This is a genomic window from Paenibacillus sp. M-152 (genome assembly GCF_003856555.1).
GTDB lineage: Bacteria > Bacillota > Bacilli > Paenibacillales > Paenibacillaceae > Paenibacillus > Paenibacillus polymyxa_C.
This window is the reverse complement of the sequence record NZ_CP034141.1, coordinates 5,053,142-5,064,378: the sequence shown is the minus strand read 5'-3', so window position 1 is coordinate 5,064,378 and position 11,237 is coordinate 5,053,142. Positions and strand designations below refer to the sequence as shown.

Annotated in this window: 11 protein-coding genes and 1 pseudogene; 11 read left to right on the top strand and 1 reads right to left on the bottom strand. The window is 44.9% G+C overall.

Annotated features, from left to right (window positions below; genetic code table 11):
- Positions 1–377 precede the first annotated feature (377 nt).
- The 7 genes and pseudogenes from EGM68_RS22275 (at position 378) to EGM68_RS22245 (ending at position 7,133) form a co-directional block, all read left to right on the top strand.
- Positions 378–1,016 (top strand): glycoside hydrolase family 11 protein, encoded by a 639-nt coding sequence (locus EGM68_RS22275; protein WP_013373220.1) that lies wholly within the window; start codon positions 378–380, stop codon positions 1,014–1,016.
- A gap of 103 nt (positions 1,017–1,119) precedes the next feature.
- Positions 1,120–1,230 (top strand): annotated as a pseudogene (locus EGM68_RS22270) (SUMF1/EgtB/PvdO family nonheme iron enzyme); the annotation flags it as partial.
- A gap of 135 nt (positions 1,231–1,365) precedes the next feature.
- Positions 1,366–2,370 (top strand): LacI family DNA-binding transcriptional regulator, encoded by a 1,005-nt coding sequence (locus EGM68_RS22265; RefSeq protein ID WP_025674643.1) that lies wholly within the window; start codon positions 1,366–1,368, stop codon positions 2,368–2,370.
- A 165-nt stretch (positions 2,371–2,535) separates the two neighbouring features.
- Positions 2,536–3,861, top strand: coding sequence for an ABC transporter substrate-binding protein (locus EGM68_RS22260; protein ID WP_013373217.1), 1,326 nt, complete (start codon positions 2,536–2,538; stop codon positions 3,859–3,861).
- Between the two features lie 61 nt (positions 3,862–3,922).
- A complete protein-coding gene (locus tag EGM68_RS22255) occupies positions 3,923–4,807 on the top strand; it encodes a carbohydrate ABC transporter permease (protein ID WP_013373216.1) in 885 nt (294 codons plus the stop codon).
- Positions 4,807–5,634, top strand: coding sequence for a carbohydrate ABC transporter permease (locus EGM68_RS22250; protein WP_129550027.1), 828 nt, complete (start codon positions 4,807–4,809; stop codon positions 5,632–5,634). The genes EGM68_RS22255 and EGM68_RS22250 overlap by 1 nt, the downstream gene beginning before the upstream one ends.
- A gap of 35 nt (positions 5,635–5,669) precedes the next feature.
- On the top strand, positions 5,670–7,133 hold the full coding sequence (locus EGM68_RS22245) for a glycoside hydrolase family 32 protein (RefSeq protein WP_129550026.1): 1,464 nt from the start codon (positions 5,670–5,672) through the stop codon (positions 7,131–7,133).
- Positions 7,134–7,208: 75 nt separating this feature from the next.
- Here EGM68_RS22245 and EGM68_RS22240 read toward each other — a convergent pair whose 3' ends face one another.
- Complete coding sequence (locus EGM68_RS22240) at positions 7,209–8,408, bottom strand: macrolide family glycosyltransferase (protein WP_025674656.1); 1,200 nt, start codon at positions 8,406–8,408, stop codon at positions 7,209–7,211.
- A gap of 231 nt (positions 8,409–8,639) precedes the next feature.
- On the opposite strand from EGM68_RS22240, the gene EGM68_RS22235 reads away from it, so the two are divergent.
- The 4 genes from EGM68_RS22235 to EGM68_RS22225 all read left to right on the top strand — a co-directional run bounded on the left by EGM68_RS22235 (position 8,640) and on the right by EGM68_RS22225 (position 11,164).
- Entirely contained in the window at positions 8,640–8,834 is a 195-nt protein-coding gene (locus EGM68_RS22235; RefSeq protein ID WP_013373211.1) for an H-type small acid-soluble spore protein, read from the top strand.
- A gap of 18 nt (positions 8,835–8,852) precedes the next feature.
- Positions 8,853–9,023 carry a hypothetical protein gene (locus EGM68_RS25830; protein ID WP_013373210.1) on the top strand — a complete coding sequence of 57 codons (171 nt, stop codon included), beginning with the start codon at positions 8,853–8,855 and terminating at the stop codon, positions 9,021–9,023.
- A 249-nt stretch (positions 9,024–9,272) separates the two neighbouring features.
- Positions 9,273–10,517 carry a sensor histidine kinase gene (locus EGM68_RS22230; RefSeq protein WP_058831019.1) on the top strand — a complete coding sequence of 415 codons (1,245 nt, stop codon included), beginning with the start codon at positions 9,273–9,275 and terminating at the stop codon, positions 10,515–10,517.
- Positions 10,514–11,164 carry a response regulator gene (locus EGM68_RS22225; RefSeq protein WP_025674660.1) on the top strand — a complete coding sequence of 217 codons (651 nt, stop codon included), beginning with the start codon at positions 10,514–10,516 and terminating at the stop codon, positions 11,162–11,164. Before EGM68_RS22230 ends, EGM68_RS22225 begins: the two co-directional genes overlap by 4 nt.
- Positions 11,165–11,237 lie beyond the last annotated feature (73 nt).

Sequence of the window (11,237 nt, the reverse complement as noted above, 5' to 3'; positions counted from 1 at the left end):
CTGCTACTCGCGCAGATAACTAGAGCGTTTACGCAGAGTGAGGGCCCGCGGCCAAAGAACTCTATATTCCTGTCGTTCGCTTCATGTAGCCCACGGAGCGAAAGAACTGTGGGCCAAATCCAAGATGGCATGCACACATCATGAGCCGCTACGCTGGCGCTGCACTATTTTAAAACTTAGGGAAATCTAAACATAGTAAAGTTTAATATTTAATTTGCCAAGTGGTTGTGTGATCACTATTATTATATAATTTTACATATAAAGGAGGTGAAAGTAAGGAAACACGGAATATGGTTCACATGAGTGATGCACTGCAACAGAGAATCGACCGACAAGCAGGTGTAGAATGCAAATATAAAAATTGTAGGAGGTAAAGTATGTTTAAGTTTAGTAAGAAAATGTTAACGGTAGTTCTTGCAGCTTCCATGAGTTTTGGAGTGTTTGCAACAACCTCAAGTGCAGCGACAGACTACTGGCAAAATTGGACCGATGGCGGCGGGACGGTCAATGCTGTTAATGGATCAGGCGGTAATTACAGCGTAACATGGAAGGATACCGGGAATTTTGTTGTCGGCAAAGGCTGGACTACTGGATCGCCCAACAGAACGATTAACTACAATGCCGGTGTCTGGGCGCCGTCCGGTAATGGATATTTGGCTCTCTACGGATGGACGAGAAACGCACTCATCGAATATTACGTCGTTGATAGTTGGGGTACTTATCGACCTACCGGAACGTATAAAGGTACAGTGACCAGTGATGGGGGCACATATGACATCTACACAACAATGCGATACGACGCACCTTCCATTGAAGGCCAAAAAACGACGTTTATTCAGTACTGGAGTGTTCGACAGACGAAGAGACCGACCGGGGGCAACTCCACGATCACTTTCAGCAATCACGTGAAGGCATGGGCGAGCAAAGGAATGCATCTGGGGAACAACTGGTCTTACCAGGTGTTAGCAACAGAAGGATATCAGAGTAGTGGGAGCTCTAACGTAACGGTGTGGTAACCACTCAACTGCAAACTGTTCAACGAACGGGAGCGATTGGCATTTCTTCACGGGGAAAGCAGGATGAGGGCTTAAAACCGTATTACAACATAAACAAGGAAATAACGCCGGAGACAAATACTTATCTGGAAACTGTATACGAAAACCCAACGAGTTAGGAATTTGCGATATGTCTGGCAATGTAAGGGAATGGTGTTGGGATTGTTACGGAGACTAAAGGGATACGGTAGTTAATGAAACAGCGACAGTTGAGGACGAGTTCTCGTCCACGGCTGTCGCTGTTTTATGTATGAGTTAACATAATACCCAAGGTTGTCGAAATGGTGAGGAGAGGGTATAGTTTATATGTATGTATTTTGTTCGGGAAGAGGTTCATATGGCAACAATTCACGATGTGGCGTTAAAAGCGGGCGTGTCGGTCACTACAGTATCCCGTGTAATGAATAACCGGGGCTATATCAGCGAAACTACACGCAAAAAAGTGTTCGATGCAATGGAAGAGCTTAATTATCAACCGAATGAAATAGCACGATCCCTGCTACGCAAGCAGTCCAATATTATCGGCCTTATTATTCCCAATGTCTCGCATCCTTTCTTTAGTGAGCTTGCTAATCAGGTGGAGTACTATGCCTATCAGCAGGGGTGCAAGGTTCTACTCTGCAATTCACATATGGATCCCGTGAAGGAAAAAGTGTATATCGATATGTTGAAACGAAACCGGGTAGACGGCATCATTATGGGGAGTCATACCCTGGAGGTAGAAGAGTACCGACATTTGAATTCACCGATTGTGACATTTGACAGGCAGATTGACCCGTATATTCCGTACATATCTTCGGACAATTATCGCGGAGGCGAGCTGGCCACGGAGCTGCTCATTCGCAAAGGGTGCCGGAAAATTGCACATATATGTGGAAATCTGGAGCTGAACATGCTGTCCAATGAGCGGACTAAAGCATTCAAAGATGTTGTGGACAGGCATAGTATCGAGCATGTGATCGTTCAAACGGACTTGAATGTGTTCGACCAAAAGGAGTACGAGCGAATGATCTCCAAACTCGTTCATGAACATCCGGATGTGGATGGGGTGTTTGCTACAAGCGATATTATTGCCGCTTTTGCATTGAAAGAATATATCCGCGCCGGACGGCATGTGCCGGAGAATGTGCGTATTGTAGGCTTTGATGACGTAAGCGCTGCTTCCTGGCTGACGCCTGAACTTACATCGGTAAGACAGCCAATTGCAGAGATCGGTAGACTGGCGGTCGAGCTGATTCGTAGACAGGCAGAGGGAGAGCAGGTACAGCCTGTTAATCGGCTGCCTGTTGAACTGATTGAACGTGCAACGACCTGAATGAAATCTGTTCCTCTAACAAGGGGAACAGATTTTTTTTAAAAGAATGTTAAAGGTTTAACATGTCAAACGATTGACAGAGATTGAATCTTTGACATATAATCCGTTTGTAAGCGTTTTATTTAAGAGTACAGCAGCCATTATAGAAATAGGGGGATGACAACAGTGAGGAAATTCAAAAGAGTTCAATGGATGGTAATGCTGCTTCTTTTGGTTATGGTGGTGTCTGCATGTGGCGGCTCCGGAGGAGGAAGTAATTCGGCTTCTGGAGGGGGATCAGCGGATGCGGGAAATGTGAAAATTACACTTTTGAACTCTAAAGGTGAAATCCTTTCACAACTGGAGGATGCCGCCAAGGCGTTCCAGAAAGATAATCCCGGCATCACTGTTGAAATCCAGCCGGTTCCGACCGGTGGCTCGCCTTTTGAGCGTGCCTCTGCATTGTATGCATCCGGAAACCCGCCAACCATGACCATGCTAGATACAGGTGATGTGGAGAAATTCAAGGACCGTATCCTCGACTTAAGCGGAGAGAAGTGGAATAAGGACATTGTTGAAAACGCTACCACAGCTACGACGGTTGACGGTAAAAATTACGCGTTTCCGCTGGCTGTTGAAGGCTACGGATTCATTTATAACAAAGCGGTTGTTGATAAAGCGGTAGGCGGAAGCTTCGATCCCACCACAATTAAAACTCGAAATGACCTTGAAAAACTGTTTCAACAAATCGAGGCATCCGGGAAGAAAGCATTGGTGATTTCGCCAATGGACTGGTCCCTAGGTGCTCATTATTTGCCACTTGCTTATGCAGGCCAGAACAAAGACATGGCTGAAGTGGACAAATTCATAGCATCACTGAAAGCGGGCCAGGCTAACTTGGCTACCAATCCAGTATTTAACGGACTTATGGATACATTCGACGTCATGATGAAATACAATATCGATCAGGCTTCCCCACTGGCAGGTGCTTATGAGCGTGGACCGGAGTTGCTCGGCAAAGGCGAGGTTGGCATTTGGTTCATGGGCAACTGGGCATGGCCGCAAATCAGCGGTTTTGATACCGCTAACAAAGAATATGGTTTCTTGCCTGTACCCATCAGCAACAATGCCGATGACTACGGCAATCAGGAGATTTCATCCGCTGTTTCCAAACGTATTGTCATTGACAAGGAGAAGAGTACGCCGGAACAACAAGAGGCAGCGAAGAAGTTCCTGAACTGGATCGTTTATGATGCGAAAGGTCAGGATTTCCTCGTAAACAAAGCGAACATTATCCCGGCGTTCAAAAATATTACACTGCCTGCGGCCGATCCACTTGGCAAATCCATCCAGGATTATATTGCAAAAGGCAAGTCAGAGCAGTCGATGAGCTTGCTGCCTGCCGACCACTGGTCTAAGCTAGGATCTTCCATGCAAAAATATCTGGCGAAACAGGGCGATCGCGCAACACTGGCTAAGGAAATCGAAGACTACTGGAAAACCGTAAAATAAGGCTTATTGTCAAATTACCCGGAAATAGAGAGAGAAATCCGAAACAAAGAGAGGGATCACCATGATTGCGGAAAAAGGAGTATGGAACCGGCTACGGACACGGCTGCTGTTCACCGGGCCAACCTTGTTTGCCTTCATAACGGTAATGATCATTCCATTCTTGTACGGCATTTATTTGACGTTCACAAACTGGGATGGTATTTCCACGACACTATCGCTGGTTGGCATCCAAAACTATCTGGCCGTTTTTCGGGATATTGAGTTTTGGAAATCGTTCGCCTTGACGCTCAAATATGTATTTTATACCGTTGTTCTTATCAATGTTATCGCTTTTATGCTGGCTTATGTGCTGACTAAAGGGTTAAAAGGACAGAGCATTTTCCGGGCAGGATTTTTCCTGCCCAACCTTGTCGGCGGCATTGTACTCGGTTTTATATGGCAGTTTATCTTCAACAACGTGCTTGTCTATTTGGGACAACATGCCGACATTCAGGCGCTCAGCACGACTTGGCTGGCTGATCCTGACAAAGCGTTCTGGACACTCGTGATTGTAACCGTGTGGCAGAACGCGGGTTACATGATGGTCATTTATATTGCAGGATTGACGGGTGTACCGAATGATATTATGGAGGCTGCAAGCATTGATGGGGCGAACAGCTGGACCAGACTGCGGAAAATGGTGCTGCCCTTGATGGTTCCTTCTTTCATCGTATGTATATTTTTGTCCCTGCAGCGTGGGTTTATGGTCTATGACGTCAACCTCGCGCTCACGAAAGGCGGACCGTTCAGTAGTACTCAAATGGTGTCGATGCATGTGTATGAAAAGGCATTCCTTTCCCGTGATTATGGTGTGGGACAGGCAGAAGCATTCGTGCTGTTCCTGATGGTTGCTCTCATCACTCTGCTTCAGGTTTATTTTAGCAAGAAGTTGGAGGTGGAGGCGTAATGGCAAGCAAAAGAATCGCTTCCTCCATGATCAAATTCATTGTGCTGACCGTTATACTCATATTGTTCATCGTACCGTTCGTCTTTCTGCTGATCAATTCGTTCAAGGAAAATATGGCCATCACTTCGAATCCGTTATCGCTTCCAGAGAGTTTTGATATGAGCAACTATATGAATGCATTCGATAAAATGAATTATATCGCTGCCTTCACCAACTCATTGGTTATAACGGTGTTAAGTGTCTTGTTCATCTCACTGTTCGCGGCGATGACGGCTCATTATTTTGTCAGAAACAACACCAAGTTCAACCAATATACATTTATGCTGATGGTAGCTTCCATGATCATCCCATTCCAGGCCATCATGATTCCATTGGTGAAAATTTACGGCTCACTTGATCTACTGAACAGCAAGTGGTCGCTGATTTACATGTATATCGGTTTTGGCAGCTCGCTGGCTGTTTTCATTTATCATGGATTCGTAAAGAGTATTCCGAAGGAACTGGAGGAAGCGGCGCTAATTGACGGCTGCACACGGATTCAGACATTCTTCAGGATCGTGTTTCCGGTATTGATGCCCACGACGGCCACTATTTCTATTCTCAATGTACTGTGGATCTGGAATGATTTTCTGCTGCCTTCCCTCATTCTGGTTGATCCTGAGCAGAGGACACTTCCGTTGTCCACGTACAACTTTTATGGGACCTATACAGTGGACTATGGTCCATTGATGGCAAGTTTGGTACTGACGATACTTCCGATCATTATCATCTATTTGTTCGCCCAAAAATATATTATTCAGGGTGTTATGCAAGGTTCGATTAAATAACTGTAGGAGTAGGATGCCTTATCAAACATACTAGAGTGTATACGAGAGAGAATGCAGATCAATTTATTTCCCAATCCAGGCATAGGCTGCGGCCGGATTATCGGCTGAACTACCATTTAATGGCTGAATTTGGCTGGATGAATGACCCGAACGGTTTCATTCAATATAACGGGCAGTATCACTTGTTCTATCAACATTACCCGTATAAATCGGTGTGGGGACCGATGCACTGGGGACACGCAGTCAGCCGCGATCTTATGAAGTGGGACTATCTGCCGGTCGCTTTGGCTCCGGACGGTGAGTTCGACCGGGACGGCTGCTTCTCCGGCAGTGCGGTTGAGCAGGACGGTAAGCTTGTCCTGATGTATACCGGACATGTTGTAACCGGGCCTGACAAGGATCAGGATTACAAGCAGTCACAGGGAATTGCAGTATCGGAAGACGGGGTGACATTCGAAAAGTGGGAGGGCAATCCGGTCATCGGTTATGACGCCATACCGGACAGGGTCAGCCGCAAAGATTTCCGTGATCCTAAGGTGTTCAGGCACGAAGATCAATACTACGTCGTTCTTGGCTCTAATGATGCCCAAGGGAACGGGCTTGTACTGCTTTACAGATCTGAAGACCTGAGAAACTGGACGTATGTCAATGTGCTGGCTGTGAGTGACGGACGCTACGGCGATAATTGGGAGTGTCCGGATTTGTTCCCGCTTGGCGGTCGGCACGTATTCATGCTGTCTCCACAGCGCATGCCTGCTCAGGGAGAAGCATACCGTAATCTGCATTCCACCATGTACGGTATAGGTGATTTCAATGCGGAGGCTGGAACATTTAGGGCAGAGCAGTATGCTCAGGTAGATCACGGATTCGATTTCTATGCCCCGCAGTCAACCTTGGACGATAAAGGGCGGCGTATCATCATCGGATGGATGGATATGTGGGAGTCGGAGATGCCAACCCAGCAGGGACACCACTGGGCTGGTGCGATGAGTCTTCCGCGGGAAGCGGTGATCAACCACGACAGATTGCTGTTCCGTCCGCTTGAAGAGGTGGAAAATTACCGATCCAATCTGTTCGAACAGCGGGATATCTTGCTGACAGGCGAGCAGATCATGGAGACGTTCGGAGATAGCTACGAACTGAAGGCGGTATTTGAGTTCGAGGCTGGTAACACTGATGAATTCGGCTTGAAGCTGCGGGTGGGCGGCGAAGAGGAGACTGTACTCTCGTATCGTCCCGATGACGGTCTGTTCCGTTTTAACCGTGAGCGTGCAGGTATCGGACCGGGCGGAGAGAGAAGAGTGCCCTTAGGCTTACAAGAGGGACGTCTAGAGCTGCGGATCTTCGTCGATAAGAGCTCTGTGGAAATATTCATCGGCGACGGTGAATATGTTCTCACCGGAAGAGTGTATCCCGGAAAGGAATCAACAGGTATTCATGCGTTTGCGAGCGGAAAATGTACGATTGTCTCGTTCCAGAAGTGGGATATCCTCGCATAGAATCGCACCACAAACAGGAACCTGACCGTGGATGGTCAGATTCCTGTTTTTTGTGGCCATTTTGCTCGTGTGATTTTAGGCGCGCTTATGTTGCAGATAAGCATCAAGATAAGCATCAATTTTTGCGAGAGCTTCTTTGGTACCGCCGGATTGCTGGAAGCTGTCATTTATTTTTTGTACGCCCTCTTTATACGCTGCGTTTGACATGACCTCATGTACGCCATCTCTTAACGTTTGTGTATTGATTTGATCCTTAGTTATTCGATAGCCAGCTTGAAGTTCCGTTAACCGTTGCGCGACCATGGGCTGATCCTTGTCCTGAGGCAGCACGACCAAGGGTACATTAAAGTGAATTCCTTCATTCACGCTGTTCATTCCACCATGAGTAATAAATACATCTGAATGACGTAATACCTCCAATTGAGGAACATAAGACGAGATCATAAAGTGCTCAGGGGCCGGGTTAATTTTCGTAAAGTCAGCTTTCTCGCCAGCTGCAATCACGACGATGCCTTCAAAATCGGAAAAAGCCTCAATGCAGGTGTTAAAAAAGTCTTCAGTGTGGTCCAGAACAGTTCCCATCGAAATATACAAAACCTTTTTATCCTGTAGTCTGTCCAGCGGGAATGAATTTTCTCCTTTACGCTCCGGAAAGCTGGGACCAATAAAAAGATGCTCATCCCCAAATTGTTCACCATTCGGTTGAAAATATCTGCTCGTATACACAACATTCAAAGCCCCTGAATTGTTCATAAATTGAACCATTTCTTTGGGAGCAACACCGAATCTTTCTTTCATGAGATGCAGTGAAGTCGTGACTTGTTCATCAGGCTGAAACGGTACTTTAGCGTCGGAGCGGAAGAGATTGGCAGCCATCAGATGATTTGAAATGAGAAAAGATGGGGATGAAGAAATGCCTGGAATATTCAAATAATCTCTTACTAATTCACCAGCTCCGAATCGATCATAGAACACCAAGTCAAATTGAATACGCTCGGACAGCTCCTGGGTGATGGCTAAGATGTCCATCGAAGTCTGGATATGAATATTCAAAAATGCGTTCAGTCCTGCCGGAGTGTTGGTATCAATGGAAGCAGTCCTGACCAGATCAGGATGCAGGTGAACCTTCGCTCCAACTGCTTCGAGTCTATTCTTGTATTTCTCAGTTGTAATGTAATGAACCTGGTCCCCTCGTGCTGCAAAGGCTTGCGTGATCCCAAGCGTGGGGTTTACATGTCCTTCTGCCGGAAAATTAACCATTAATACGTTTAACATCCATCCTTGCTCCTTTCCTTCTCTTTCATTTAAGATGCAGTTTTAACTGAATCTCTCAATCCATAATAACAATAATATTTATTTTTTCAAATGATATCCTTTCATAAAAATTCGCCAACACAATTCTAAACAATAAGGACAAGGGCTTGTTGACATGAAATGTGTATAACAAATATTTACCTCGTGCATAGTAAAGACGAACGCTATTTAGCAAGGGAGGTTTTTTCTAAAATGAATGTTCAAAGAGCACAAGAAATAGCGTCCTCTCCCATCATGGCAAATGTGTTGTGCGATGGGTTACCCATCTATATTCAGCATGTGAATGAACAGCGTGAGACGGCACGAATCTATGCGCTGAATAACCCGGAAGAGGAACGGGAAGTGCCTTTGTACGCGTTAACAGAACGAGATCAGACCCTTGAATAGAAAGGAGCGACATGAAAAATGAAACCGAATCAACAGAAAGAGATCGAGGCAGATCGTTTGAATTTTCGGGATCAGACGGATGATGTGGTCAGAGAAGTACCGGCCACCACGGATGCCAGCGAAGCTGTTGCAGCAATGACTTCACATATCAATAAATATGATGTGCCAGATGAGTTGGAAGAAGAATAGAGAGTGGTCAAGCGCGCACAGGATAACCTGCTGCGTGCTTTTTATATGACGCCATAATGGATAGTATCGAACAAAAAGTACTCAATGCCCAAACGTACAAGTGAAACTGCCCATGTGTACGTTTTTTTCCTTTCGTTTTTTTGTAAAATGATATATAAATGATTTTTGTTCAAACGAAATGGACCAGGCCGTCATAGCGGCATATCTTAATAAGTTGAAAAGCTGAATTCAGAATTGTAGGAGGGAATTATGAACGATGCATCTAATGTTCAGGTTCAAAATCTAAATCCGGAAACAAGTGAGAGTAAAAGTGAAGGTGAAGTTGAGAACAAGGATATTTCAAAAATATTAACGATCATATGGGTTTTTATAATTTATAGTGAGTCTGTCATTCTTCAACATTTGTTCGGTGGTTTAAATCTGCTGCAAAGTTCTTTGTTCACTATAATTATCATATTGCACATCCTCTTGTACCTGCATGCTCATCGAGTGGCAAAATATTTTTCATGGGCTTATTTTGTGATACAAGGGGGCTTGATCTTTGCAAGTGCATTTCTTCTACCTGAAAGTTTCTCCATAGTACTAGTGGGTTTAATGCCCGTTTTGGTGGGTCAGAGTATAGGTATTTATTATAAGCCGCTCAAGGTCATTCTTGTATTTTTGATCTCCTACGTTCTTTTTTGTGTGGCTGTGGTCTCTCACAATGACGGCAGGCAATTTGTGCTGTTCATCCCGCTATTTTTTCTAATTGTCGTTGTTATAGTTGCTTATGCGGTTCTTTTTCTCAAACAAGTCAAGGCACGAATCCGCACACAAAATGTTCTGAAAGAGCTTGAAATCGCACATCAAAAGGTGGAAGAACTTACAATTGCCAATGAACGACAACGCATGGCCCGTGATCTGCATGATACGCTGGCTCAAGGGCTTGCTGGGCTAATCATGCAGCTGGAAGCCATTGACGCTCATCTGAGCAAAGGAAGTACGCAAAGAGCCCAAGAGATTGTCCAACAATCGATGTCACAAGTACGGAGGACATTGTCTGATTCAAGGCGAGCCATAGACAATCTGCGTTCGAAAACGATCTCGGAAGTTGATTTTGCAGAAGCAGTGGAGGAAGAAATACAGCGATTTACAATGGCTACGAGCATTCGTGTCATACGCAACATCAAAATTAAAGCTTCAGTCCCCAGACTGCTGTTCGAGCATGGACTATTTATTATAAGCGAATGTTTAACCAATGTAGCCAAGCATTCACACGCGAATACCGTATGGATTAATATTTTGGATAACGAAGGTAAGATTGAAATTGAGATTCGTGATGATGGAAAAGGATTTGATACAGATATTATTGCCAAGCAAACAGGACATTACGGAATAATAGGGATCCATGAACGTGTACGGATGCTGGGTGGAAACATAAATATCAACAGTATATTGCAAGCAGGTACAGCTATAAAAATAGAGGCGCCTCTTACTAAAGGAGACCTATCATGAAATACAAGATTTTAATCGTCGACGATCATTGGGTCGTTAGAGAAGGGTTAAAGCTGGTGTTGGAGACCAATGACAGCTATGAAGTTATTGGTGAGGCCGGAGAAGGTGCAACTGCTCTTAAACTGATCGAGGAGCTTCAACCGGATGTCATATTGCTAGATTTATATATGCCACAAATGAGTGGTTTGGAAACAATGAAAGCCCTCAGAGAAAAACAAAATGAAACACCTGTCATTATCCTGACTACCTATAACGAAGATGATTTAATGATTAAGGGACTTTCTTTGGGGGCAAAAGGATATTTATTGAAAGATACCAGCCGGGAAAACCTGTTTCGCACGATTGAGTCAGCGCTAAGGGGTGAAACGTTGCTTCAGCCAGAAATAACAGCAAGGGTGTTCGCTGCAACGAATAAGAAAGAAGCCAAGCTAGAATCCCGCGAGAGCAGCTTAGTTCTTACTGATAAGGAAAGGCATATATTAAAGTCTGTTGCACACGGTTTTAAAAGCAAGGAAATAGCATTTGATATGGGGATTTCCGAGCGTACCGTCAAAGCGCATTTAACGAATATTTATAACAAGCTTGGTGTTGATTCCAGATCTGAAGCCGTTGCTGTTTCGTTGGAACGTGGGATTTTACAGCTTTAGAGATGTTAACTGAATAGATGTTTTTCATTGCCCAGTCGTACATAAGGTGCTTGCCCCTTTGTACGATTTTTTT

What these genes read in the sequence shown, in the direction of transcription:
- EGM68_RS22275 (WP_013373220.1), top strand. Translation starts at nt 378, where the DNA reads ATGTTTAAGTTTAGTAAGAAAATGTTAACGGTAGTTCTTGCAGCTTCC.
- EGM68_RS22255 (WP_013373216.1), top strand. Translation starts at nt 3,923, where the DNA reads ATGATTGCGGAAAAAGGAGTATGGAACCGGCTACGGACACGGCTGCTG.
- EGM68_RS22225 (WP_025674660.1), top strand. Translation starts at nt 10,514, where the DNA reads ATGAAATACAAGATTTTAATCGTCGACGATCATTGGGTCGTTAGAGAA.
- EGM68_RS22235 (WP_013373211.1), top strand. Translation starts at nt 8,640, where the DNA reads ATGAATGTTCAAAGAGCACAAGAAATAGCGTCCTCTCCCATCATGGCA.
- EGM68_RS25830 (WP_013373210.1), top strand. Translation starts at nt 8,853, where the DNA reads ATGAAACCGAATCAACAGAAAGAGATCGAGGCAGATCGTTTGAATTTT.
- EGM68_RS22265 (WP_025674643.1), top strand. Translation starts at nt 1,366, where the DNA reads ATGTATTTTGTTCGGGAAGAGGTTCATATGGCAACAATTCACGATGTG.
- EGM68_RS22230 (WP_058831019.1), top strand. Translation starts at nt 9,273, where the DNA reads ATGAACGATGCATCTAATGTTCAGGTTCAAAATCTAAATCCGGAAACA.
- EGM68_RS22240 (WP_025674656.1), bottom strand. Translation starts at nt 8,408, where the DNA reads ATGTTAAACGTATTAATGGTTAATTTTCCGGCAGAAGGACATGTAAAC.
- EGM68_RS22250 (WP_129550027.1), top strand. Translation starts at nt 4,807, where the DNA reads ATGGCAAGCAAAAGAATCGCTTCCTCCATGATCAAATTCATTGTGCTG.